The sequence below is a fragment of the Acidovorax sp. GW458-11-26-14-TSB4 genome (assembly GCF_059423865.1).
Map to the genome: position 1 here is coordinate 114,724 of NZ_JBWKYR010000001.1, position 23,318 is coordinate 138,041.

The following is a 23,318-nucleotide window of genomic DNA, read 5'->3' on the forward strand; positions in this document are numbered from 1 at the left end:
CCCATTTTTCCTGACACCTTCCGGATGAACGGACCCCTTTCATGAACCAGTTCAAACTCTCCGCTTCCACGCTGGCCGTCGTTGCCGCCTGCGTCCTGGCTGCCACCGGCGCCCTGGTGTTCTCGGGCGCTTCGCGCGCGGCCGACGAGCCCAAGGCCAACCAGCCCCGCCCGGCGCTGACCGTGACCACGGCCCAGCCCCAGCGTATCGCCGTGCCGCTGCGCCTGGCCGCCAACGGCAATGTCGCCGCCTGGCAGGAGGCCATCATCGGTGCCGAAAGCAATGGCCTGCGCCTGACCGACGTGCGCGTGAACGTGGGCGACGTCGTCAAGCGCGGCCAGGTGCTGGCCACCTTCTCGGCCGAGACCACGCAGGCCGAGGTGGCCCAGGGCCGCGCCAGCGTGCTCGAAGCCCAGGCCACGGCGGCCGAGGCCGCCGCCAATGCCGAGCGCGCGCGTTCGCTGCAGGCCTCGGGCGCACTGAGCCAGCAGCAGATCCAGCAGTACACCACCGCCGAGAAGACGGCCCAGGCGCGCGTCGAGGCCGCCCAGGCCCAGCTCAACGCCCAGCAGCTGCGCCTGAAATACACCCAGGTGGTGGCGCCCGACAGCGGCATCATCTCGGCCCGCAGCGCCACCGTGGGCGCGGTCGTGGGCGCCGGCACCGAACTGTTCCGCATGGTGCGCAAGGGCCGGCTCGAATGGCGCGCCGAGGTCACCTCGACCGAGCTGGCGCGCATCCAGCCCGGCGCCAAGGTCAGCGTGACGGCCGCCAGCGGCACCACCGTGCAGGGCACGGTGCGCATGGTCGGCCCGACGGTGGACCCGCAGACGCGCAACGCCCTGGTCTATGTGGACCTGCCCTCGACCGCGATGGACACGCCGACCGACGCCAAGACCTCGCTCTCGGCCATCCTGCCCGGCATGTTCGCGCGCGGCGAGTTCGCGCTGGGCAGCAGCGAGGCCCTGACCGTGCCGCAGGAAGCCCTGGTGGTACGCGACGGCTTCTCCTACGTGTTCGCGCTGGGCAGCGACCAGCGCGTGCAGCAGCGCAAGATCCAGACCGGCCGGCGCGTGGCAGACCGGGTGGAAGTGCTCTCGGGCCTGGAGCCGACCACGGCCATCGCCGTGCGCGGCGCCGGCTTCCTCAACGACGGCGATCTGGTGCGCGTGTCCAACACCGCGCCGGTCGGGGTGCAGGGCACTGCGACCGTGCCCACCGCGGCCGCCCCGGCTTCGGCCACCAAGTAAGCAGCGCAAGGAGCATTCACCATGAATGTATCTACCTGGTCGATCAAGAACCCCATACCGGCCCTGATGCTGTTCGTGCTGCTGACCTTCGGCGGCCTGCTGTCGTTCAACGGCATGAAGGTGCAGAACTTCCCGGACATCGACCTGCCCACCATTTCCGTCACCATCTCGCTGCCCGGCGCCTCGCCCGCGCAGTTGGAGAACGATGTCGCACGCAAGGTCGAGAGCTCCATCGCCACGCTTCAGGGCCTCAAGCACATCTACACCAAGGTACAGGACGGCGGCGCCACCATCACGGCCGAGTTCCGCCTGGAAAAGCCCACGCAGGAGGCGCTCGATGACGTGCGCTCGGCCGTGGCGCGCGTGCGCGGTGACCTGCCGGGCGATGTGCGCGACCCCATCGTGACCAAGATGGACCTGGCGGCCCAGCCGGTGCTGGCCTTCACCATCGCCTCCCGCCGCATGGACGATGAGGCCCTGTCCTGGTTCGTCGACAACGACGTGGCCAAGAAGCTCCTGGCCGTGCGCGGCGTGGGCGCAGTGAACCGCGTGGGTGGCGTGGACCGCCAGGTGCACGTGGCGCTCGACCCCATGAAGCTGCAGGCGCTGGGCGCCACGGCGGCCGATGTGTCGCGCCAGCTGCGCCTGGTGCAGACCGAGAGCGCCGGCGGCCGCACCGACCTGGGCGGCAGCGAGCAGCCCGTGCGCACCCTGGCCACCGTGCAGTCGGCCCAGGAGCTGGCGGGCCTCACGCTGTCCCTGTCCGATGGCCGCCATGTGCGCCTGGACCAGGTGGCCACCGTGTCCGACACCTTTGCCGATCCGCGCGCCATGGCCCTGCTCAACGGCAAACCCGTGGTGGGCTTCGAGGTGGCCCGCAGCAAGGGGGCGAGCGAGGTGGAGGTGGGCGGCGCCGTGCAGGCGGCCCTCGCCGAAATGCGCACCCAGCACCCGGACCTGGAGATCACCGAAGCCTTCAACTTCGTGACGCCGGTGCAGGAGGAGTACGACGGCTCCATGCACCTGCTGTACGAGGGGGCGCTGCTGGCCGTGCTGGTGGTCTGGCTGTTCCTGCGCGACTGGCGCGCGACCTTCGTCTCGGCCGTGGCGCTGCCGCTGTCGGTGATCCCGGCCTTCATCGGCATGTACCTGCTGGGCTTTTCCATCAACGTGATCACGCTGCTCGCGCTGTCGCTGGTGGTCGGTATCCTGGTGGACGATGCCATCGTGGAGGTGGAAAACATCGTGCGCCACCTGCGCATGGGCAAGACACCCTACCAGGCGGCCATGGAGGCGGCCGACGAGATCGGCCTGGCCGTGGTGGCCACCACCTTCACGCTGATCGCCGTGTTCCTGCCCACGGCCTTCATGAGCGGCATCGCGGGCAAGTTCTTCAAGCAGTTCGGCTGGACGGCCGCTCTGGCGGTGTTCGCCTCGCTGGTCGTGGCCCGGGTGCTGACCCCGATGATGGCAGCCTACATCCTCAAACCCATCGTGGACGAGCACAAGGACCCGCGCTGGATGGGCTGGTACCTGCGCTGGGCGGCCTGGTGCATCAAGCACCGCTGGATCACCTTCATCGCCACGGGCGCCTTCTTCATCGGCTCGCTGGCGCTGATCCCGCTCCTGCCCACAGGCTTCATCCCGCCGGACGATAACTCCCAGACCCAGGTCTACCTGGAGCTGCCGCCCGGCGCCACGCTGGCCCAGACCCGCGCGGTGGCCGAGGACGCGCGCCAGCGCGTGGCGGCGGTGAACCACGTCAAGAGCGTCTACACCACCATCGGTGGCGGATCGGCCGGTTCCGACCCCTTCATGGGCAGCGCCAACGCCGAGACGCGCAAGGCCACGCTCACCATCTTGCTGGCCGACCGGGGCGAGCGCCCGCGCAAGCAGGGCATCGAGAACCAGATCCGCGCCGCGCTGGAGAGCCTGCCCGGCGTGCGCAGCAAGGTCGGCCTGGGCGGCTCGGGCGAGAAGTACGTGCTGGTGCTCACGGGCGATGACCCGCAGGCGCTGCAGACGGCGGCGCTCGCCGTCGAGAAGGACCTGCGCACCATCCCCGGCCTGGGCAGCGTGTCCTCGACCGCGAGCCTGATCCGTTCGGAAATCGCGGTGCGCCCCGATTTCGCGCGCGCCGCCGACCTGGGCGTGACCAGCAGCGCCATCGCCGAGACCTTGCGCATCGCCACCGTGGGCGACTACGACGTGTCGCTGCCCAAGCTGAACCTGGCCTCGCGCCAGGTGCCCATCGTCGTCAAGCTGCAGGACGATGCGCGCAAGGACCTGTCGCTGCTCGAACGCCTGGCCGTGCCCGGCGCCAAGGGCCCGGTGATGCTCGGCCAGGTGGCCACGCTGGAGTTCAGCGGCGGGCCGGCCGTGGTGGACCGCTACGACCGTGCGCGCAACGTGAACTTCGAGATCGAGCTCTCGGGCCTGCCTCTGGGCGACGTGACCAAGGCCGTGGACGCGCTGCCGTCGATCAAGAACCTGCCGCCCGGCGTGCGCCAGATCACCATCGGCGATGCCGAGGTGATGGGCGAGCTGTTCGCGAGCTTCGGCCTGGCCATGCTCACCGGCGTGCTGTGCATCTACATCGTGCTGGTGCTGCTGTTCAAGGACTTCCTGCACCCGGTGACCATCCTGGCGGCGCTGCCGCTGTCGCTGGGCGGTGCCTTCGTGGGCCTGTTGATCGCGCAGAAGAGCTTCTCCATGCCCTCGCTGATCGGGCTCATCATGCTCATGGGCATTGCGACCAAGAACTCCATCCTGCTGGTGGAGTACGCCATCCTGGCACGGCGCGAACATGGCATGACGCGCTTCGAGGCGCTGATCGACGCCTGCCACAAGCGTGCCCGACCGATCATCATGACGACGCTGGCCATGGGCGCGGGCATGCTGCCGATCGCCGTGGGCTTCGGCGCGGCGGACGCCAGCTTCCGCTCGCCGATGGCGGTGGCCGTGATCGGCGGGCTGATCACCTCGACCTTCCTGAGCCTGCTGGTGATCCCGGCCGTGTTCACCGGGGTGGACGATGTGGGCCAGTGGTTCGGCCGCATGCAGCGGCGCCTGCGCGGCCTGCCGCCCCAGGCGCCGGCCGCCAGGCCGGAACAAGCGCCCGCGATACCCTGAGCACGCATCTGTGCAAAAGGGCGCAAACCACCCGGGTTTGCGCCCTTTAAGGCGTCCCCGGGCGGCGGGATAATGGCGCACCGCTATGAACCTCGTCACCATCAACGTCGGATCGATCCAGCTCGGCCACCCCCTGCCATTCGCCTTGCGGGGTGCCGATGGCACGCTGCTGGCCCAAAAGGGCTTCGTGGTACAGAGCCGGGACGAATTGGGCACCATGCTCAGCCGGGGCCGCCAGCTGTGCGTGGACGTGGAAGAGTCCGGCGAGAGCTACCGCGCCTATGTGGCCCAGTTGCAGCGCATGCTGCGGCAGGACACCAATCTCGGGGAGCTGGCCTCGGTCAAGATGACGGCTGGCGCCCAGGCAGCGGCCCGCGAGCGCGACGCGCCGTCCTATGTGGTGGACTGGCCGGCCCTGCAGGAGCGCGCGACCCAGCTGCTGCGTAGCCCCCATGCCTTTGATTTTCCGGACCGCTTCCAGCCTCTGCACGCGGAACTGGCACGCAACTGCGAACAGTCGCCTGACGCCACGCTGCTGGCGCTGATCTACCTGTCGGCGCAGGAGACGCGCATGTACAGCGGCACCCATTCGATGCTGGTGGCCTGCGTCTGCATGGTGGTGGCCCGGGAGATGCTGCGCTGGCCCGCAGCCCATGTCCAGGTGGTGGGGCAGGCAGCCCTGTCCATGAACATCGCCATGACCGAACTGCAGGACCAGTTGGCCCAGCAGATGCAGCCCCTGACCTCGGCCCAGATCGCCGCCGTGGAGGACCACGCCGCGCGCTCCGAAGCCCTGCTGCGCGAACTGGGCGTGCACAGCGAGCTGTGGCTGGAGGCCGTGCGCCACCACCACCACCGCAGCCCCGGTGCGTTCAGCCAGAAAAGCCCCGGCTTGCAGATGGCCCGGCTGATCCAGCGTGCCGACGTCTTCGGTGCCCGGCTGGCGCCGCGCGCCGCGCGCTCGCCCATGCCGGTGACCGCCGCCATGCAGGCCAGCTACTACGATGAGGAGCAGAAGGTCGACGAGGCCGGTGCCGCCCTGGTCAAGGCCCTGGGCATCTACCCGCCGGGCGCCTTCGTGAAGCTTGCCAGCCAGGAAGTCGCCGTGGTGCTGCGCCGCGGCGCCAGCGGCACCACCCCCCGGGTGGCCGTGGTCACCAACCGGCTGGGCATGCCCACGGGCGAGCTGATCCCCCGTGACACCGCCCAGCCCCAGTGGAAGATCGTCGGCGTGGTCGCGCACAAGGACGTGCGCGTCAAGCTCTCGCTCAACCGGCTGCTGCCGCTGGTCTGAGCACCCGGCACCCGCGGCTGTGCGGGCGCCTCTCCTTTTTTGGATCTGCCAGGGCTCCCGGCACCGGGGGGCCATGCCCTGCGCATCCGGCAGCCTTTAGGCTGCGTATTCCTCTGACAAGACCTCTCGCCTGCCGGCAGGGGACGGCGGCGCGCGCTGCCACCCACCGCAACCGATCAGTACAAATAAAAACTTATGTGGACAAAATATGATTCACTGGTTAAATTGACCCCCAACAACACGGGAGGTGTCCTCATGATCCAGTTTTCGCGTCTTTTCGCCCTGGCCCCGGTGGCAGCCTTGCTGTGCTTTGGCGCCATGCCGTCCGCCTTCGCGGCGCCGTCCGAATCCTGCCCCGCCACGCTGCAGCACACCTACCTGCGCCTGCAGGACGAGAAGCCGCAATCGCTGTGCCAGTACAGCGGCAAGGTGGTGCTGGTGGTCAACACCGCCAGCTTCTGCGGTTTCACGGGGCAGTACAAGGGGCTGGAAGACCTCTATGCCCGCTACAAAGACAAGGGGCTGGTGGTGCTGGGCTTTCCCAGCAACGATTTCTCGCAGGAAACCGGCAGCAACCAGCAGATCGCCGATTTCTGCGAGAGCACCTTCGGGGTGAAATTTCCCATGTTCGCCAAGAGCGCGGTGACCGGCGCCGACGCCTCGCCCTTGTTCCGCCAGCTCGCCCAGATGTCCGGCCCGCCACGCTGGAACTTCCACAAGTACCTGCTGGGCCGCGACGGCAAGCTGGTGGACAGCTACACCAGCCTCACGGCGCCGGACAGCAAAGGCCTGGTCCGTGCCATCGAACAACAGCTGGCGACCGCACCAACCCGGTGAAAGCGCATGTTTTCTTTACATTTCTTCAAAAAAATGCAGGGGAAGTACTGGAACTTCTGCATAACGCCCTTACTCTATCCATCGCAAGGACGTGATGAGCGTCCCTCCGTTTTAACGTTGCGAAGCCTTTCGGTCCCACGGGTTCCGACTGTCCTCCTGGAGCGCTTCTCCTCCCTCCCTCTCTTATTCGTTTCGGGACGCTTCGCAACTTTTTTATTCAGCCAGCCGGCCAGAGGGAGCCGGCCATGAAGGTCGCCATCGTCGGCTCCGGCATCTCCGGCCTGGCAGTGGCCCACCAGCTGCGCGGCCAAGCCGACATCACCCTCTTCGAAGCCGGCAGCTATTTCGGCGGTCACACGCATACGGTGGACGTCACGCTGCCCGGGCCCCAGGGCCAGGACGTGCAATGTGGCGTGGACACCGGGTTCCTGGTGTTCAACGAGCGCACCTACCCGAATCTCATCCGCCTGCTGGCCGAGCTGGGCGTGGAAACCGCCAAATCGGACATGTCGTTTTCCGTGCAGGTGCCGCGCGCCCTGAGCGGGGGGCGTGCGCTGGAATGGAGCGGCACCAGCCTGGCCACCGTCTTCGCCCAGCGCGGCAACCTGGTGAACCCGCGCTTTCTGGGCATGCTGCGCGATCTGCTGCGCTTCAACAAGCTGTGCACCCGCATCGCCGAAGAGGGCAGCGACGCCACGCTGACGCAGCCGCTGGGCGACTTCCTGCAGCAGCACGGTTTTGGCGAGGCGTTTCGCGACTGGTACTTCCTGCCCATGCTGGGTTGCATCTGGAGCTGCCCGACGGACCAGATGCTGAAATTCCCGGTGGCCACCATGATCCGCTTTTGCCACAACCACGGCCTGATCCAGGTGAGCCAGCGGCCCCAGTGGTGGACCGTGGCCGGCGGTGCGCGCCACTATGTGGAGAAGATCGTCGCGGGCATCGCGGACAAGCGCCTCGCCACCCCCGTGCGCCGGATCGAGCGCGATGCCGCGGGCGTGCGCGTGGTGACCACCGGCAACACCGAGCGCTTCGACCAGGTGGTGCTGGCCACCCACTCCGACCAGTCGCTGGCCCTGCTGGCCCAGCCCACGCTGCAGGAGCGCACGGTGCTGGGCGCCATCCGCTACCAGGCCAATCGCGCCGTGCTGCACACCGACACCTCGGTGCTGCCCGAACGCCGCGCCGCCTGGGCGGCCTGGAACTACGAGCGCGCCCAGTTGCGCAGCCGCGAGCAGGCCAGTGTGTGCCTGCACTACCTCATCAACCAGTTGCAGCCCGTGCCCTTCGCGCAGCCGGTGATCGTCTCGCTCAACCCGGTGGGCGAGATCGCGCCCGCTGCGGTGATCGGCAGCTACGACTATGCCCACCCGGTCTTCGACCTGGCGGCCATCCGCGCGCAAAAACAGGTCGGCCAACTGCAGGGGCGCGAGCGCACCTGGTTCTGCGGCGCCTGGACAGGCTACGGCTTCCATGAAGACGGGCTGAAGTCGGGCCTGGCCGTGGCCGAGCAGCTGCTGGCCCGCATGCCGGCCCCCCTGGCGGAGGCTGCATGACCGCCGCCCCGCGCGCCGCCGAACCGCTGCTGGGCTTTGGCCAAGTGCGCCACACGCGGCTGCGCCCCAGGCGGCATGCATTTGCCTACCCCACCTTCTTCCTGATGCTGCCACTGCGCACACTGCGTGCGCAGCCAGCAGGCCTGCTGGCCGTGAACCGGCCCGGCGCCATCAGCTTTCACGACGCCGACCATGGCGATGGCCGCGGCCCGGCACAGGGCGGGGCGCTTGCCTGGGTCGACGAACTGCTGCGCACCGAAGGCATCGTGGACGCCACCGGCGAGGTCTGGCTGCACTGCTACCCGCGCGTGCTGGGCTACACCTTCAAGCCGGTGAGCTTCTGGTACTGCCACCGTGCCGACGGCAGCCTGCGCGCCATCGTGGTCGAGGTCAACAACACCTTCGGCGAGCGCCACTGCTACCTGCTGGATGCGCCGCGCTACGGCGCCGAGCAGCATGCGCGCAAGGTCTTCCACGTCTCCCCGTTCTGCGAGATCAGCGGGGGCTACCGCTTTCGCTTCCTGCGCACGGCCGGCACAGGCCCGGAACGCACCGTGGTGCGCATCGACCATGACGACGCCCAGGGCCCGCTGCTGCAGACCAGCGTGAGTGGCACGCTCGAACCCATCACCCGCGCGTCGCTGCGCCACGCCCTGTGGGGCTATCCGGCGATGACGCTGGCCCTGATCGCGCGCATCCACTGGCAGGCCCTTCGGCTGTGGGCCAAGCGGGTGCGCTTTCACCGCAAGCCCGACGCACCGGCATCCGCCGTCACCCGCTGAGTCCTCAGCGCCGACGACCTGAAATCCCTTCTACATCCTGGCCCGCCATGAACAGCACCACCATCGCAACCACCCTGCCGCCAGGCACCCCGGCTGCCGCCCGAACGGCATTGCGCCTGATGCAGCGCCTGCAGCATGGCAGTCTCACCGTGCAGTTGCCCGACGGCACGCTGCAGCATTTCGGCGACCACCAGGGCGGCGGGCCGGCCGCGGCCATCACGCTCAGGAACTGGAATGTCTGCAAGGCAGCGCTCAAGTCCGGCGACATCGGCTTTGCCGAAAGTTATATCGCGGGCGACTGGACCACGCCGAACCTCACCGACCTGCTCAAGGTCTTCATCGCCAACCGCCAGCAGGTCGAAGGCGTGATCTACGGCAGCTGGGCCGGGCGCCTGCTGTACCGCATCAAGCACCTGCTCAACCGCAATACGCGCGCCAACAGCCAGAAGAACATCCACGCCCACTACGACCTGGGCAACGCCTTCTACACGCTGTGGCTGGACGACACGATGAACTATTCATCGGCCTGGTTCGAGGGCGACGCAGGCGGCGACATGCGCACGGCCCAGCTCGCCAAGGTGCGCCGCGCCCTGCGCATGGCCGGCGTGCAGGCGGGCGACCGGGTGCTGGAGATCGGCTGCGGCTGGGGCGCCCTGGCGGAAATGGCCACTGTCGAATTCGGTGCCGCGCTCACCGGTGTGACGCTGTCCACCGAGCAACTGGAGTTCGCGCGCCAGCGCATGCAAGCGAGCGGTGCCGCCAACCGGGCAGACCTCCGCCTGCAGGACTACCGCGACATCGCCGACGGGCCCTACGACGCCATCTGCTCCATCGAGATGGTCGAAGCCGTGGGCCGTGAATACTGGCCGACCTATTTCCAGGCCGTGCGGCGCCTGCTCAAGCCCGGCGGCAAGGCCTGCATCCAGAGCATCGTGATCGACGACGGCCTATTCGAGCGCTACATCAGCTCCACGGACTTCATCCAGCAGTACATCTTTCCGGGCGGCTGCCTGCCCTGCCCGCGCGAGTTCCGCCGCGAGGCCGAGGCCGCCGGCCTGCGCGTGGTGGACGAGTTCGCCTTCGGCCAGGACTATGCCGAGACCCTCAGGCGCTGGCGCGAGCGCTTTCTGGCCCAGCGCACGCAGATCCTGCAGCTGGGGTTCGATGAGCGCTTCCTGCACATCTGGGAGTTCTACCTGGCCTACTGCGAGGCGGCCTTCGCGATGAACAACATCGATCTGGTGCAGTACACCCTGGTGCGCGATTGACCCGAAAGCGCTCCATGCCCTCACCTCAACTCGCGTTCACCCTGGCCCTGGCAGGTGGATTGCTGCTGCCGGCCGGGCAGGCCATGGCGCAGTCCGCGCCCGCCGGGGCCGTTTCGCAAAAAGGGCTGCAGCCCGCAGGACAGGGAACGCTGCGGTTCCTGGGGCTTCGCATCTACGAGGCAAGGCTCTGGGTGGCCCCCGGCTTCCAGGCGTCGGACTATGCGGCGCGGCCCCTGGCGCTGGAGCTGCACTACCACCGCGACTTCACGGCCCAGGCCATCGCGGCCCGTTCGATCCAGGAGATGCGCCGCGTGGGCCGCTTCAGCGAAGAGCAGGCAGTGCGCTGGCAGCAGGCCCTGCAGGCGGCCCTGCCCGACGTCAAGGAAGGCGACCGCCTGATGGGCCTCTACGAGCCTGGCGCGGGCGCCGTGTTCCGCATGGGCGGGCAGACTGTGGGCGAGGTGAAGGACCCCGAGTTCTCGCGCCTGTTCTTCGGCATCTGGCTGTCGCCGCAAACCTCCGAGCCCGCGCTGCGCCAGGCGCTCATCGGCCCGCCACCCACCGCCGAGGCCCCATGACCCCCGGCTCGGCGCTGCCCTGGCAACAAGGTCTGGCCTACGGCCTGCTCGGGCTGCCCCTGGCCTTCGTGGCGCTGCCGCTGTACGTTCTGCTGCCCCACCACTATGCGCGCGAATTCGGCATGCCACTGGCCACGCTGGGTGGCGTGCTGCTGGCCGCGCGGCTGTTCGACGCCGTGTCGGACCCGCTGCTCGGGCGCTGGGCCGACCGGCTGTTCGCGCGCTCGCCCCTGGCCGTTCTCTCCACGGGCGCGGTGTCGGCCGTGGTGCTGGCCGTCGGGCTGACGGCGCTGTTCTTTCCGCGGGTACAGGGGCAGGGCGCGCTCACTGCCTGGGCCCTGGCCTGCCTAATGGTCACCTACCTGGCCTACAGCCAGCTCGGCATTGCGCACCAGTCCTGGGGCGCGCGCCTGGGCGGCGACGAGCTGCAGCGCAGCCGCATCGTCGCCTGGCGCGAGGGCGCGGCCCTGGTGGGCGTGGTGCTCGCTTCGGTGCTGCCCGCGCTGCTGGGCCTGCCGGTGATGCTGGGCGTGTTCGCGGCAGCCCTGGTGCTGGGCTGGCTGGCATGGCTGCGCGCGCCCCGGCCTGCGCCAGTGGCGCTACACGCCACCGACCATGCAGACCTGTGGCGGCCCTGGACGCGGCCCGCCTTTCGCCGCCTTCTTGCGGTGTTCGTGCTCAACGGAATCGCCAGCGCCATACCGGCCACGCTGGTGCTGTTTTTCATCCAGGACCGGCTGCAGGCCCCGCCAGGCCAGGAGCCGATGTTCCTGGCCGCATATTTCTTCTGCGCGGCGCTCTCGATCCCGCTGTGGCTGCGTGCCGTGGCGCGCTGGGGCCTGGCCCGAACGTGGCTGGCAGGCATGCTGCTGGCTGTAGCGGTGTTTGGCTGGACGGCTGCGCTCGGCACGGGCGACAGCATGCCCTTCCTGGCGGTGTGCGCGCTCTCGGGTGTGGCCCTGGGCACGGACCTTGCCCTGCCCGGCGCCCTGCTGGCCGGAGTGGTGGCGGCCGAAGGCGACAGCGGCCAGCACGAAGGCGCGTACTTCGGCTGGTGGAACTTCGCCACCAAGCTCAACCTGGCACTCGCCGCAGGCCTGGCCCTGCCCCTGCTCGGCGCGCTGGGCTATGCGCCCGGCACGCGCAGCGCAGAGGGCTTGCACACCCTGGGCCTAGCCTATGCCGTGCTGCCGTGCGCGTTGAAGCTGGTGGCCGCTGCAGTTCTGTACTTCCTGATCCTGCGGCAACCCGTTGCTGCAGCCATTCCATCCCTCCAAGGCAAACCATGATGCAGCGACGCTTGTTACTCCTTTCGGCAGCAGCCGTGGGCGCCCCCGTGGCGCTGTCGGGCTGCGCGGGCCAGAATCTGGCCGACTACGCGGCCGAAAAGCCCGTGCTCGACCTCGCGCAGTATTTCAATGGCGTGATCGATGCCCACGGCATGTTCCAGGACCGCAGCGGCAAGATCGTCAAACGCTTCACCGTGGTCATGAACTGCCAGTGGACCGGCAACCAGGGCGTTCTGGACGAGGCTTTCACCTATTCGGACGGCAGCACGGAGCGGCGCATCTGGCGCCTCACGCGAGAAGCCGATGGCCGCTACACCGGCACGGCCGGCGATGTGATCGGCCAGGCCGTGGGCCAGGTGCGCGGCAACGCCTTCCGCTGGAACTACACCCTGGCCCTGCCCGTGGATGGCACGGTCTACCACGTGGACCTGGACGACTGGATGTACCTCATGGACGAGCGCGTGATGCTCAACCGCGCCACCATGAGCAAGTTCGGCGTGCGGCTGGGCGAGATCACGCTGTCGTTCACCCGGCGGGCGCCATGAGCCTGAACCCCCGACTGCGCGACTGGCAGGGCCGCCGAGCCTGGCTCGTTGGCGCCTCCAGCGGCATTGGCCGGGCGACGGCCTCGGCCCTGCATGCGCGCGGGGCCGAGGTCATCGTCTCGGCGCGCAGCGAAGCGGCGCTCAACGCGTTCGCCGTGCAGCACCCCGGCAGCGTCGCCCTGCCGCTGGACACTGCGGTACCGGAGGCCGTGAAGGCGGCCGCAGCCCAGGTGCTGGCGGGTGGACCGCTGGACCTGGTGTGCTACTGCGCTGGCACCTACCACCATATGCGCGCCACGGAGTTCGACCTGTCCGTGATGCTGCGCCACGAGCAGGTGAACTACACGGGCGTGCTGCACCTGCTGGCCGCCGTGCTGCCAGACATGCTGGCCGCCGCACAGTCGGGCCGCCCCGGGCACGTGAGCCTGGTCAGCAGCGTGGCCGGCTTTCGCGGACTGCCCAAGAGCCTGGCCTACGGCCCGACCAAGGCGGCACTGATCAACCTGGCCGAGGCGCTGTACCTGGACCTGCATGGCCTGGGAATGGGTGTGAGCGTGGTCAACCCCGGCTTCGTGGCGACACCGCTCACCGAGGGCAACGACTTCCGCATGCCCGCGCTGATCACCCCCGAAGAGGCGGCCACGGCCATCCTCAAGGGCTGGGGGCAAGGCGCGTTCGACATCCACTTCCCCAAGCGCTTCACGCGCGTGATGAAGATGCTGCGCGTGCTGCCGTATGGGTGGTACTTTCCGGCCATCCGCAAGTTCACCGGCCTTTGAGCGCCCATGCCGCCACCAGACACTCCCCCATCCACCGAAGAAGCCGTCACCCGCGTGATCGCCTTCTTCGAGACCCTGGCCCCGGCCGACGTGGCGGCGCTGGGCCACCTGTATGCGGCCGATGCGCGCTTCAAGGACCCGTTCAACGAGGTGCAGGGGCTTCCCGCCATCCGGCACATCTTCGAGCACATGTTCGTGGCGCTCGACGGGCCGCGCTTCGTGGTCACCGGCCGTGTGGTGCAGGGGTCGCAGTGCTTCCTGACCTGGGAGTTCCTGTTCTCCTTCCGCAGTTTTCACAAGGGCGTGGCGCAAACGGTGCGCGGCGCCTCGCACCTGGTGTTCGACGACCAGGGCCTGGTCACGTTACACCGCGACTACTGGGACGCGGCCGAGGAGCTGTACGAAAAGCTGCCCGTAGTGGGTGGACTGATGCGCTGGCTCAAGCAACGCGCCAACAGCTGAAGCCTGTCACGCGCGATCCCGCAGGCGCAAGTGGCCGGGCAGGGGCACGGCGCGCTGCAGCACCCCTTCGGCCAGCCACACGGCACTGTTCCAGGCCCGGCCGGCCACGTAGGGCAAAGGCAGTTGCTGGTAGTCGTCGTTGAAGACCTCGAAGCTGTAGTCGCCGCGGTAGCCCATGCCGTCGAGTTTGCGCACCAGCTCCACCAGCGCCTGGCTGTGCACGCCCTCGCCCGGGAACACGCGAAAGTGCCGCGCCGTGTCGATGCGCTCCTGCACCGTGCGCGTCTCCTGCCACATGAAGTCCGACAACTGCACGAGGTAGATGCGCTCCGGGTCGATGCCGTCGAGGGCCGACAGGGGTGTGCCCGTGGCGAACTGGTGGTAGGAGTCGATGGCCAGGCCGAGGTTGGGGCAGTCGGCCCGCAGCACCGCGGCCCAGGCCTGGTGCACCTCGTTGATGTGCCGGCCCCAGGACAGGCCCTCGAACGCGATGCGGATGCCGTGCGGCAGCGCCAGCATGGCCAGCTTGCGCAGGTCGCGTGCAATGGCGTCCGGATCGTCGGTGGCGTGCAGCGAGGTGGAGCTGCAGGCCAGCAGCACCCGTGTGCCCAGGGCCCGCGCCATGAGGATCATCTGCTGGGCGATGCCCAGCTTGTAGCTGTGCAGGTGGCCCGAGAGCCCCTCGAAGTCGCGCAGCACCTGGAAGCCGGTGACGCGCAGGCCGCTGCCGCGCACGGCACTCACGGCCGCGTCGATGCCCTGTGGATGGCCTACGATGTCCCGTGCGGCCAGCATGATCTGGCCGAAGCCGGCCGCCTTCACGGCCGCCAGCTTGGCCTCCAGCGGGCCGGCGAGGCTGATGGTGTCCATGCCGAAATCGGCGACGTTGCGTTGCATGGCCTGGCTGCGCATGGCGGGCTCCTTCAGCGGGGGTCGAGCACCAGCTCGAAGCTGGCGCCACCGGCCTCGGCCCGCGTCAGCGCGCCACGCACTTCGCTGTGCACGCCCGTGGGCGATTCGACGAAGTCCACCCCCTGGGCACGCAGCGCTGCCACGGTGGCCAGCACATCGCCGGTGCCGAAGGCCACGCGCTGCAGCAGCTCGCCGGGATCGGCATCGAGCGCGTCGATCAGCGGCTCGATGAGCTGCCAGTACAGCGTGCCGCAGGGGCTGGCGAGGATGCGCCCCTGGGTCAGCACACCGAAGGTCTGTCCCGGCGGGAGCTCGGCAAAGCCGAACAGCGCGCCATAGAAGGCGGTCCAGTCGGCCAGGCGATCCAGGCCGATGTACTGCACCAGGCCGAACAGGTGCAGGCCGTGCTGCGCGGGCGGGTGCGGGTCCACCGTGGGGATGGGCACGAAGTCCACGTCGTAGATCGAGAACTCGCGGTGCCGGTCGACGAAGTAGATGCGGCTGGTGCCCACGCCATGAATGGCCGGGATATTGAGCTCCATCACCTGCACCTCGGTGTGCACGGCCCAGGCGCCCAGCTCCAGCACGCGGCGGTAGGCGGCAGCGGCATTGCCCACGCGGAAGGCGATGGCAGAGAGCACAGGGGTATCGCCCGGGGCCGGGCCGTTGTCGCCCACGCCCTGGTGGGCGTTGACGATGATGTTCATGCCGCCCTGGCGGTACAGCAGCACCTCGCGCGAGCGGTGGCGCGCCACGGGCTTGAAGCCCATGCGCTCCAGGGCCTGGCCCAGCGCCTGGGGGCGGGCGGTGGCGTATTCGATGAACTCCACGCCCTGCAGGCCCAGGGGATTGGGCAGGGTGCCCAGGGATTCGCGGTCGGCCGCCATCGGTGTGCTCATGGCATGTGCTCCAGAAGAAGAAAGGATCAGCGGGCGGCCACCAGCCGGCGGAAATGGGCGTCCATGCGCGCCGCATCGGGTACCACACCCGTGAACAGCTCGAACGCGCCCACAGCCTGGCCCACGGCCATGCCGCCGCCGTCCGATACCGGGCAGCCCAGGGCACGCGCGGCGCGCACCAGGGCCGTTTCGAGCGGGAAGTAAACGACCTCCGAGACCCACATCGCAGGACGCAACAGGCCCACGTCCAGCGGCAGGCCCGGCAGCTTGTCCATGCCCGTGGGCGTGGCGTGGATCAGTCCCGTGGCCTGGGCCATGGCGCCGGCAATGTCGCAGGCTTCGGCCCGCATGCCGTAGAGCGCATTCACATCCGCCGCGAGCTGCGCTGCGCGCTCGGGCTGGGCATCGACGATGGCGAGGCGCTGCGCGCCCAGCCGCAGCACGGCATGGGCAATCGCAGCACCGGCGCCACCGGCACCCAGCAACACCACGCGGCCCAGGTCGGCCTCCGGCAGTGCACGCTGGAATCCCCAGGCCCAGCCGGATCCGTCCGTGTTGTGGCCCACCAGCCTCCCGTTTTCCACGACTACCGTGTTCACGGCCCCCATCGCGCGGGCCTGCTCGGACAGATCGTCCAGGTGCGGGATCACCGCCTGCTTGCAGGGGTAGGTCACGTTGCAGCCGGCGTACCCCATGATGCGCGCGGCAGACAGCAAGGTCGGCAGTTGTTCGGGCGAGGAGGCCGAGCGGTCCAGGTCGATCAGCTGGTAGTGCAGGCGCATGCCGTGGTGGCGCGCCTCTTCTTCATGCAGCGCGGGCGACAGCGATTGCTGGATACCGGCACCGATCAGCCCGATCAGTACCTTGCGGGGGCTCGTGGAAGACATGGCGGAAGGCGGCTCGGAAAGCGATGGGCTCATGGGGGATGGGTGCAGGGCCTCAGCGAAGCGCCCCGCAGGTCTGCTTACTTGCCGCCGCGCAGCTTGGCCAGCGTGGCGTAGACCTCCTGCACCGTGTCGGCACCGACCTTGTCGCTGTGCTTGTCGACCACGGGCTTGACCTTGGCGCGCAGCTTGTCGAGCTCGGCGGGCGAGAACTCGGTCACCTGCATGCCGGCCTTCTTGAGGTCTTCCAGCGCCACGTCGGCCTGCGAGCGCGAGACACTGCGCTGGAACGTGGTGGCTTCCGCCATGGCCTCGGTCACGGCCTTCTGGTCGGCGGGGTTCAGGCTGTCCCAGAACTTCTTGCTGACGATGACGGCCTGGGGGTTGTACATGTGGCGCGTGACCGTGAGGTGCTTTTGCACCTCGGCGAACTTGGACGACAGGATGGTGGAGAACGGGTTCTCCTGGCCGTCCACAGCCTTCTGCTCCATGGCCGAGTACAGCTCGGGGAAGGGCATGGGCACGGCATTGGCACCCAGGGCGTTGAACATGTCGATGTAGATCGGCGACTGGATCACGCGGATCTTGAGGCCGGCGATGTCCTCGGCCTTGGTGATGGGCTTCTTGCTGTTGGTCAGGTTGCGAAAGCCCAGCTCCCAGTAACCCAGGCCCACCAGGTTCTTGGACTGCAGCTTGTCGAGCAGCTTCTTGCCGAAAGGGCCGTCGGTCACGGCATCGGCCTCCTGCGGCGTGGCGAACAGGAAGGGGAAGTCGTAGATGCCAAACTCCTTGGCCTGGGCCGAGAGGATGCCGGCATTGAGCACCGTCATCTCCACCGTGCCGCCCTGCAGTGCCGAGACGGTCTGCAGATCGCCTCCGAGCGTGCCGCCGGGGAACAGCTTGACGGCGATGCGCCCATTGGTCTTGGCCGCCACGAGGTCGGCGAACTTCTGCGCGCCCTGCGCCTGCGGGTGCTCCTTCTGGTTCTGGAAGGCGAACTTGATGGTGCGCTCCTGCGCATGGGCGCCGGGCAGCAGCGAGGCGGCAACCAGGGCCGTGGCAAGCAGGGTCTTCAAGAGTTTCATGGTTTGTCTCCTTGGGGTTGAGCGGGCAAAGCAGATCGTTGGCAGGCGCCTCAGCCGGCCAGCCAGCGCAGGGGCACCATCACGATGGACGGGAACAGCACCAGCAGGAACATGACGAAGAACTGGGCCAGCATGAAGGGCAGCACGCCGCGGGTGACCTGGTCCATGGTGATGCGCCCCACGCCGGCCACCACGTTGAGCACGGTACCCACGGGCGGGGTGATCAGGCCGATGGCGTTGTTGATGATGAACAGCACGCCGAAGTACACGGGATCGATGCCGGCGGCCTTGACCACGGGCATCAGCACGGGGGTCAGGATGAGGATGGTGGGCGTCATGTCCATGGCCGTGCCCACGACCATGACGAGGACCATGATGGCAATCAGCAGCAGGGTCTGGTTGCCCATGAAGGGCTCCAGCATGCCAATGACCTTGGTAGGCAGATCGGCCACGGTGATGAGCCAGGCCGACACCATGGCGGCGGCCACCAGGAACATCACGATGGCGCTGGTGCGGGCGGACGCCTGGAAGATCTGCGCCAACTGGCGCACGCTGATCTCGCGGTAGACGAACATGGCCACCAACAGCGCATAGACGGCGGCCACCACGGCGGCCTCGGTGGGCGTGAAGACGCCCATGCGCAGGCCGACCAGGATGATGACCGGCAGGCCGAGTGCCCAGGCGGCTTCGCGCAGGGCCAGAATCAGCTCCGCCCTGCTGGCTTTCGGTGGCGGCTTCACCTTTTCATGGCGCACCAGCCACCACCAGGTGACGGCCAGCGCCAGCCCCAGCAGGATGCCCGGCACGATGCCGGCGAGGAACAGCTTGCTGATGGACACATTGGCGGCCACGCCGAAGATCACGAAGCCGATGGAGGGCGGAATGACCGGCGCGATGATGCCCGCGGACGCGATCAGGCCCGCCGAGCGCGCCTTGTCGTGGCCTGCGGCCACCATCATCGGCAGCAGCAGCGAGGCCAGCGCCGCGGCATCGGCCACGGCCGAGCCCGACACGGCCGCCAGGATCACGGCCGCCATGATGGTCACGTAGCCCAGGCCGCCGGGCACATGACCGACCAGGGTCAGCGCCAGCTTGACGATGCGGCGCGACAGGCCTCCGACGTTCATGATCTCACCGGCCAGCATGAAGAAGGGCACGGCCAGCAGCGGAAAGCTGTCGGCCCCGTTGATGACGTTCTGGGCCAGGATCTGCGCATCGAACAGGTCCAGGTGCCACATGAGGGCCACGCCGCTGAGCAGCAGCGCATAGGCGATGGGAACGCCGATCGCCATGGCGATCAGCAGGGAACCGAGGAAGATGGCGACGGTCATGGGGTAGGTGTCCTTTGGGCCGTTTGGGGTCAGGGGCGCTTGGGCGCGTCATCGCCGTGTTGCCCGAGGGCGGCCAGCTCTTCGCTTTCCTGGACCATGACCAGGTCTTGCTCCGACAGGGGTGCGAACAGCGTGCGCAGCAAGTCGCGCAAGAGGATGGCGATGCCCGAGCCCCCCATGAGCACCCCGCTGGCATAGAAGATGGCGACCGAAGCACCCGTCACCGGCGCTTCGGTCTCCCAATTGATCAGCATCTGCGCCCAGCTGCCCGACAACAGCAGCCACGACACGTACAGCATCGCCAGTTGCGCCACCGCCAGGCAGGCGCGCTTGCCGGCGGCGGGCAGGCGCGCGACCAGCATGTCCGTGCCCAGGTGGCCGCGCTCCCGCAACGCCACGACGGAGCCCATGAAGGTCAACCACACGAAGAGCCAGCGCGAGAGTTCCTCCGACACCGTGATGCCCGAATTGAAGGCGTAGCGCGCCACCACATTGCCGAAGACCAGCACCACCATGACGGCCAGACAGGCGCCCGAGAGCACGTCCAGCACACGGGTGTATCCCCGCAGCACGCGATCGGCCAGTGCAAACATGGTGTGTCTCCGTTCTTGTTCGGTATGGAAAGAATTTTGTACGAACTGGTTAGTATTTAATCTAGGTGCAAACCCTGCCACGGCGCCACACGGGCACGGCAACGCACACCGCCCCTTTTCGGCAGGGCGGGCAATCCAAAGGGACCGAAGTGGCTAGGGCCGCAGGAAGCGCACGATCATCTCGACGATGGAGGCGCGACGCTCGGCCATGGCGGCGGGGGCATCGAGGGTGCGCTTGAAGATGGCGCCGAAAGTGTGCCGGTTGGAGACGTTGAAGAAGCACAGGGCCGAGATCGACATGTGCAGATCGACCGGGTCCACATCGGGGCGGAAGACGCCCGCGGCCACACCGCGCTGGTAGACCTTGTGCACGGCGTGGATGACCGGGATGTTGAGTTCCTGGATGGTCGTGGAGCGGCTGATGTATTCGCCGCGGTGCATGTTCTCGTTCATCACCAGGCGGATGAAGTCGGGGTTGGCCAACTGGTAGTCGAAGGTGAAGCCGACCAGGGTGCGCAAGGCCTGCTCGGGCGCCAGGTCTTCCAGGTGCAGGTCCGATTCGATCTGCCGGATGCGGCGGTAGGCTTCTTCGAGTACCCTTACGTACAAGCCTTCCTTGCTACCAAAATAGTAGTAGATCATGCGCTTGCTGGTGCTGGTGAGCGCCGCGATTTCGTCGATGCGCGCACCGGCCAGACCCTTGTCCGCGAACTCCGCCGTGGCCACCTGCAGGATGTTGGCCATGGTGCGGTCGGGGTCGTTCACGCGCACGCGTTCGGCACCAGGCGTGGCCGCCGCCTCGCGCGCAGCGCGCTGACGTGCCGGGCGGCTGTCACCGGCGGGGTGCGGGGTGTTTTGAACCGTTTCGTCCATATGCGCCAAGCATACGGCAAGGGCCGGCCCGGCCGGCCCCTCCGGCTTGCTGGATCAGGAGGGCTTGGTGTCCGCGAAGCTCGGGCGCAGCATGAGCTTGTCCATCAGCCTGCCCAGGTTGGGGTACTCGCTGCGCCAGGCGATGTCGGGAAAACGGAACTCCAGCCAGCCCAGGGCGCAGCCCACGGCGATGTCCGACAGGCTCAGGTGGATGCCGCTGCAATAAGGCTTGTCGCCCAGGCCCTGGCTCATGGACTTGAGGCTGTCGTTGACCTTGCGCATCTGGCGCTCGATCCACGCCTGGCTGCGCTCGCTGTCCTTGCGGTGGGCCCAGGTGGCTTCGAGGCGGGCCAGGATGGCGGCATCCACCACCCCGTCGGCCAGGGCCTCCCAGGTCTTGACCTCGGCACGTTCGCGGCCCTGGCTCGGAATGAGCTTGCCGACGGGAGAGAGGGTGTCCAGGTACTCGACGATCACGCGCGAGTCGAACACGGCCTCGCCGCCTTCCATCACCAGGCAGGGCACCTTGCCCAGGGGGTTGGACGTGGCGATGGTGGTTTCATCGGCCCAGACGTTTTCCTGCACGAATTGGTAGTCGAGCTTCTTTTCGGCCATGACGACGCGCACCTTGCGTACATAAGGGCTGGCGGAGGCTCCGATCAATTTCATGGCGAGATTTCTTCCAGTGCGCGGGGATACGTGACAACGGTACGGGTACGCGACCGATTCTATCGGCTGGCGCCCGAGGGACCGGCCCGGCATGCCCCCGCAAATGGGTGACAAAGGCCCGAGCGGCGCCCGCACACGGGCAAATGGCCTGCGCGCGGGCAGATTTGGTGCAGATTTGCAACACTTGCATCCACAGTCCCATGCCGCCGGCCGGACGGCCCTGCAATGGACAGGATCGGGGTTTTCCCGCGCGTGGCGCCTACAATCCGGGTCCATGAGCCTGTCCACCATCACCGCCCTGTCGCCGCTCGACGGCCGCTATTCCAACAAACTGGCCGCGCTGCGCCCCATCATGAGCGAGCACGGCTACATGCACCGGCGCGTGCAGGTGGAAGTGGCTTGGTTCATCGCGCTGTCGGACGCGGGCTTCGCCGAGTTCAAGCCGCTGACCACGGGTGCGCGCGCCTACCTGTTGGGCCTGGTAAAGAATTTCTCGGAGGCCGATTCGGCCGCGATCAAGGACATCGAGAAGACCACCAACCACGACGTGAAGGCCGTGGAGTACTGGATCAAGAGCAAGTTCGAGGCGCGCCCCGAGCTGGAGAAGGCTGCGGAGTTCGTGCACTTCGCCTGCACCAGCGAAGACATCAACAACACCAGCCACGCGCTGCAGCTGCGCTCGGGCCGCGACCAGGTCGTGCTGCCGGGCCTGGACCGCGTGGTCCTCAAGCTGCGCGAGATGGCGCACGCCTATGCCGACGTGCCCATGCTGAGCCGCACGCACGGCCAGACCGCGAGCCCCACCACCGTGGGCAAGGAGATGGCCAACGTGGTGGTGCGCCTGCAGGCCGCCTGCGACCGCATTGCCGCCGTGAAGATCCTGGGCAAGATGAACGGTGCCGTGGGCAACTACAACGCCCACATGTCGGCCTGGCCCGACTTCGACTGGGAGGCCTTCAGCAAGAAGGTCATCGAGACGCCCGAGCCGCTGGGCCTGGGCCTGACCTTCCAGCCCTACAGCATCCAGATCGAGCCGCACGACTACATGGCCGAGCTGTTCGACGCCGTGGCCCGCGCCAACACCATCCTCGTCGACCTGTCGCGCGACATCTGGGGCTATGTGAGCCTGGGCTACTTCAAGCAGCGCCTGAAGGCGGGCGAGATCGGCTCCAGCACCATGCCGCACAAGGTCAACCCGATCGATTTCGAGAACGCCGAAGGTAACCTGGGCCTGGCCAACGCGCTGCTGCGCCACCTCTCGGAAAAGCTGCCCATCAGCCGCTGGCAGCGCGACCTGACGGACAGCACGGTGCTGCGCAACATGGGCGTGGCCCTGGGCTATGCCGCGCTGGCCTACGCCTCGCTGCTGACCGGCCTGAACAAGCTCGAACTCAACGAGGAGGCCCTGGCCGAGGACCTGGACGCTGCCTGGGAAGTGCTGGCCGAGCCCATCCAGACCGTCATGCGCCGCTACGGTGTGCAGGGCGCATACGAGAAGCTCAAGGAAGTCACGCGCGGCAAGACCGTGACGGCCGAGGCACTGCACGGCCTGATCCGCTCGCTGGAGATTCCCCAGGAAGAGAAGGACCGCTTGCTGGCGATGACGCCGGGCAGCTACACAGGCAAGGCCGCCGCACTGGCCCGCAGGGCGTAAGCAGCCCGCCATTTTCCGTCAAGGCCCTCGCGCACCGGCACAGCGTGCCGGCTGCGGTCTCCATCCTATTTCCCAGTGAGGCTGCATGGCCATCAAATCCACCATCTTCAAGGCGCATCTGCAGATCGCCGACATCGACCACGGCTACTACGCCGACCACGCGCTGACGCTGGCACGCCATCCGAGCGAGACCGACGAGCGCATGATGGTGCGCCTGGCGGCGCTGGCCATCCACGCGCACGACCTCAACGACATCTGCAACGGTGACGCCACCCTGGCCTTTGGCGCAGGGCTGTCGGACCCGGATGACCCGGACGCCTCGCTGACCGACTTCACAGGGCGCAAGCGGGTGTGGATCGAGGTCGGCCAGCCCGAGGACAAGCCGCTCACCAAGGCCTGCAGCAAGGCGGACAGCGTGGTCGTGTACTGCTTCAACCACGCGGCCGAGATCTGGTGGAAAGGCATCGAGAACAAGCTCTCGCGCCTGGAAAAACTGCAGGTCTGGCGTATCCCCACCGAGGCCTCGCAGGCCCTGGCGGCCCTGGCCGAGCGCAGCATGCAGCTGCAGGCCACCATCCAGGAAGGCGCCCTGACGCTGAGCAGCAACCTGGGCAGTGTGGTCGTGGAGCCGGTGCGCTGGAAGTAA

Annotated in this window: 22 protein-coding genes; 14 read left to right on the forward strand and 8 right to left on the reverse strand. The window is 67.9% G+C overall.

Features of this window, described 5'->3' with window-relative positions; translation table 11 throughout:
* The first annotated feature begins 41 nt into the window (after positions 1–41).
* The 12 genes from AC07X5_RS00565 (at position 42) to AC07X5_RS00620 (ending at position 13,772) form a co-directional block, all read left to right on the forward strand.
* Positions 42–1,250: an efflux RND transporter periplasmic adaptor subunit gene (locus AC07X5_RS00565; protein ID WP_494768642.1), complete on the forward strand. Its 1,209-nt coding sequence runs from the start codon at positions 42–44 to the stop codon at positions 1,248–1,250.
* Between the two features lie 21 nt (positions 1,251–1,271).
* On the forward strand, positions 1,272–4,382 hold the full coding sequence (locus AC07X5_RS00570; protein ID WP_494768643.1) for an efflux RND transporter permease subunit: 3,111 nt from the start codon (positions 1,272–1,274) through the stop codon (positions 4,380–4,382).
* An 85-nt stretch (positions 4,383–4,467) separates the two neighbouring features.
* Entirely contained in the window at positions 4,468–5,676 is a 1,209-nt protein-coding gene (locus AC07X5_RS00575) for an HD-GYP domain-containing protein (protein WP_494768644.1), read from the forward strand.
* A gap of 255 nt (positions 5,677–5,931) precedes the next feature.
* Positions 5,932–6,513: a glutathione peroxidase gene (locus AC07X5_RS00580; protein WP_409955783.1), complete on the forward strand. Its 582-nt coding sequence runs from the start codon at positions 5,932–5,934 to the stop codon at positions 6,511–6,513.
* A 245-nt stretch (positions 6,514–6,758) separates the two neighbouring features.
* A complete protein-coding gene (locus tag AC07X5_RS00585) occupies positions 6,759–8,069 on the forward strand; it encodes an NAD(P)/FAD-dependent oxidoreductase (protein ID WP_494768645.1) in 1,311 nt (436 codons plus the stop codon).
* Positions 8,066–8,851 (forward strand): DUF1365 domain-containing protein, encoded by a 786-nt coding sequence (locus AC07X5_RS00590; RefSeq protein ID WP_494768646.1) that lies wholly within the window; start codon positions 8,066–8,068, stop codon positions 8,849–8,851. Before AC07X5_RS00585 ends, AC07X5_RS00590 begins: the two co-directional genes overlap by 4 nt.
* A gap of 47 nt (positions 8,852–8,898) precedes the next feature.
* Positions 8,899–10,119: a class I SAM-dependent methyltransferase gene (locus tag AC07X5_RS00595; RefSeq protein WP_494768647.1), complete on the forward strand. Its 1,221-nt coding sequence runs from the start codon at positions 8,899–8,901 to the stop codon at positions 10,117–10,119.
* Positions 10,120–10,202: 83 nt separating this feature from the next.
* Entirely contained in the window at positions 10,203–10,697 is a 495-nt protein-coding gene (locus tag AC07X5_RS00600; protein ID WP_494769441.1) for a chalcone isomerase family protein, read from the forward strand.
* A complete protein-coding gene (locus AC07X5_RS00605; RefSeq protein ID WP_494768648.1) occupies positions 10,694–11,986 on the forward strand; it encodes an MFS transporter in 1,293 nt (430 codons plus the stop codon). The genes AC07X5_RS00600 and AC07X5_RS00605 overlap by 4 nt, the downstream gene beginning before the upstream one ends.
* Positions 11,983–12,531, forward strand: coding sequence for a DUF3833 domain-containing protein (locus tag AC07X5_RS00610; protein WP_409955792.1), 549 nt, complete (start codon positions 11,983–11,985; stop codon positions 12,529–12,531). The genes AC07X5_RS00605 and AC07X5_RS00610 overlap by 4 nt, the downstream gene beginning before the upstream one ends.
* Positions 12,528–13,310, forward strand: coding sequence for an SDR family NAD(P)-dependent oxidoreductase (locus AC07X5_RS00615; protein WP_409955794.1), 783 nt, complete (start codon positions 12,528–12,530; stop codon positions 13,308–13,310). Before AC07X5_RS00610 ends, AC07X5_RS00615 begins: the two co-directional genes overlap by 4 nt.
* A gap of 6 nt (positions 13,311–13,316) precedes the next feature.
* Positions 13,317–13,772 carry a nuclear transport factor 2 family protein gene (locus tag AC07X5_RS00620; protein ID WP_409955795.1) on the forward strand — a complete coding sequence of 152 codons (456 nt, stop codon included), beginning with the start codon at positions 13,317–13,319 and terminating at the stop codon, positions 13,770–13,772.
* Between the two features lie 6 nt (positions 13,773–13,778).
* Here the strand turns inward: AC07X5_RS00620 and AC07X5_RS00625 are convergent, their stop codons facing one another.
* From AC07X5_RS00625 to AC07X5_RS00660, 8 genes are all read right to left on the reverse strand, one after another.
* Complete coding sequence (locus AC07X5_RS00625; RefSeq protein WP_494768649.1) at positions 13,779–14,684, reverse strand: sugar phosphate isomerase/epimerase family protein; 906 nt, start codon at positions 14,682–14,684, stop codon at positions 13,779–13,781.
* 11 nt (positions 14,685–14,695) lie between these two features.
* Positions 14,696–15,583, reverse strand: a complete 888-nt coding sequence (locus AC07X5_RS00630) for a 4-hydroxyphenylpyruvate dioxygenase (protein WP_494768650.1) — start codon at positions 15,581–15,583, stop codon at positions 14,696–14,698.
* 26 nt (positions 15,584–15,609) lie between these two features.
* Entirely contained in the window at positions 15,610–16,470 is an 861-nt protein-coding gene (locus AC07X5_RS00635) for a shikimate dehydrogenase (RefSeq protein ID WP_409955801.1), read from the reverse strand.
* Positions 16,471–16,547: 77 nt separating this feature from the next.
* Complete coding sequence (locus tag AC07X5_RS00640) at positions 16,548–17,552, reverse strand: TRAP transporter substrate-binding protein (protein WP_494768651.1); 1,005 nt, start codon at positions 17,550–17,552, stop codon at positions 16,548–16,550.
* Positions 17,553–17,602: 50 nt separating this feature from the next.
* Complete coding sequence (locus AC07X5_RS00645) at positions 17,603–18,883, reverse strand: TRAP transporter large permease (RefSeq protein WP_494768652.1); 1,281 nt, start codon at positions 18,881–18,883, stop codon at positions 17,603–17,605.
* A 29-nt stretch (positions 18,884–18,912) separates the two neighbouring features.
* Positions 18,913–19,476 carry a TRAP transporter small permease gene (locus AC07X5_RS00650; protein WP_494768653.1) on the reverse strand — a complete coding sequence of 188 codons (564 nt, stop codon included), beginning with the start codon at positions 19,474–19,476 and terminating at the stop codon, positions 18,913–18,915.
* A gap of 153 nt (positions 19,477–19,629) precedes the next feature.
* Complete coding sequence (locus AC07X5_RS00655) at positions 19,630–20,349, reverse strand: TetR/AcrR family transcriptional regulator (RefSeq protein ID WP_494768654.1); 720 nt, start codon at positions 20,347–20,349, stop codon at positions 19,630–19,632.
* Positions 20,350–20,403: 54 nt separating this feature from the next.
* Positions 20,404–21,018: a glutathione S-transferase family protein gene (locus AC07X5_RS00660; RefSeq protein WP_494768655.1), complete on the reverse strand. Its 615-nt coding sequence runs from the start codon at positions 21,016–21,018 to the stop codon at positions 20,404–20,406.
* 274 nt (positions 21,019–21,292) lie between these two features.
* Here AC07X5_RS00660 and purB point away from each other — a divergent pair, with 274 nt between their 5' ends.
* The gene (purB, locus tag AC07X5_RS00665) at positions 21,293–22,672 is read left to right on the forward strand and encodes an adenylosuccinate lyase (RefSeq protein ID WP_494768656.1); all 1,380 of its coding nucleotides are present in this window, start codon (positions 21,293–21,295) and stop codon (positions 22,670–22,672) included.
* 85 nt (positions 22,673–22,757) lie between these two features.
* Positions 22,758–23,318, forward strand: coding sequence for a YaeQ family protein (locus AC07X5_RS00670; RefSeq protein WP_494768657.1), 561 nt, complete (start codon positions 22,758–22,760; stop codon positions 23,316–23,318).

Excerpts from the sequence above, each read along its gene's own strand:
- AC07X5_RS00660 (WP_494768655.1), bottom strand. The coding sequence starts at position 21,018 with ATGAAATTGATCGGAGCCTCCGCCAGCCCTTATGTACGCAAGGTGCGC.
- AC07X5_RS00635 (WP_409955801.1), bottom strand. The coding sequence starts at position 16,470 with ATGTCTTCCACGAGCCCCCGCAAGGTACTGATCGGGCTGATCGGTGCC.
- AC07X5_RS00610 (WP_409955792.1), top strand. The coding sequence starts at position 11,983 with ATGATGCAGCGACGCTTGTTACTCCTTTCGGCAGCAGCCGTGGGCGCC.
- AC07X5_RS00580 (WP_409955783.1), top strand. The coding sequence starts at position 5,932 with ATGATCCAGTTTTCGCGTCTTTTCGCCCTGGCCCCGGTGGCAGCCTTG.
- AC07X5_RS00650 (WP_494768653.1), bottom strand. The coding sequence starts at position 19,476 with ATGTTTGCACTGGCCGATCGCGTGCTGCGGGGATACACCCGTGTGCTG.
- AC07X5_RS00565 (WP_494768642.1), top strand. The coding sequence starts at position 42 with ATGAACCAGTTCAAACTCTCCGCTTCCACGCTGGCCGTCGTTGCCGCC.
- AC07X5_RS00605 (WP_494768648.1), top strand. The coding sequence starts at position 10,694 with ATGACCCCCGGCTCGGCGCTGCCCTGGCAACAAGGTCTGGCCTACGGC.
- AC07X5_RS00595 (WP_494768647.1), top strand. The coding sequence starts at position 8,899 with ATGAACAGCACCACCATCGCAACCACCCTGCCGCCAGGCACCCCGGCT.
- AC07X5_RS00630 (WP_494768650.1), bottom strand. The coding sequence starts at position 15,583 with ATGAGCACACCGATGGCGGCCGACCGCGAATCCCTGGGCACCCTGCCC.
- AC07X5_RS00570 (WP_494768643.1), top strand. The coding sequence starts at position 1,272 with ATGAATGTATCTACCTGGTCGATCAAGAACCCCATACCGGCCCTGATG.
- AC07X5_RS00625 (WP_494768649.1), bottom strand. The coding sequence starts at position 14,684 with ATGCGCAGCCAGGCCATGCAACGCAACGTCGCCGATTTCGGCATGGAC.
- purB (WP_494768656.1), top strand. The coding sequence starts at position 21,293 with ATGAGCCTGTCCACCATCACCGCCCTGTCGCCGCTCGACGGCCGCTAT.
- AC07X5_RS00640 (WP_494768651.1), bottom strand. The coding sequence starts at position 17,552 with ATGAAACTCTTGAAGACCCTGCTTGCCACGGCCCTGGTTGCCGCCTCG.
- AC07X5_RS00585 (WP_494768645.1), top strand. The coding sequence starts at position 6,759 with ATGAAGGTCGCCATCGTCGGCTCCGGCATCTCCGGCCTGGCAGTGGCC.
- AC07X5_RS00575 (WP_494768644.1), top strand. The coding sequence starts at position 4,468 with ATGAACCTCGTCACCATCAACGTCGGATCGATCCAGCTCGGCCACCCC.
- AC07X5_RS00670 (WP_494768657.1), top strand. The coding sequence starts at position 22,758 with ATGGCCATCAAATCCACCATCTTCAAGGCGCATCTGCAGATCGCCGAC.
- AC07X5_RS00615 (WP_409955794.1), top strand. The coding sequence starts at position 12,528 with ATGAGCCTGAACCCCCGACTGCGCGACTGGCAGGGCCGCCGAGCCTGG.
- AC07X5_RS00620 (WP_409955795.1), top strand. The coding sequence starts at position 13,317 with ATGCCGCCACCAGACACTCCCCCATCCACCGAAGAAGCCGTCACCCGC.
- AC07X5_RS00655 (WP_494768654.1), bottom strand. The coding sequence starts at position 20,349 with ATGGACGAAACGGTTCAAAACACCCCGCACCCCGCCGGTGACAGCCGC.
- AC07X5_RS00590 (WP_494768646.1), top strand. The coding sequence starts at position 8,066 with ATGACCGCCGCCCCGCGCGCCGCCGAACCGCTGCTGGGCTTTGGCCAA.
- AC07X5_RS00600 (WP_494769441.1), top strand. The coding sequence starts at position 10,203 with ATGGCGCAGTCCGCGCCCGCCGGGGCCGTTTCGCAAAAAGGGCTGCAG.
- AC07X5_RS00645 (WP_494768652.1), bottom strand. The coding sequence starts at position 18,883 with ATGACCGTCGCCATCTTCCTCGGTTCCCTGCTGATCGCCATGGCGATC.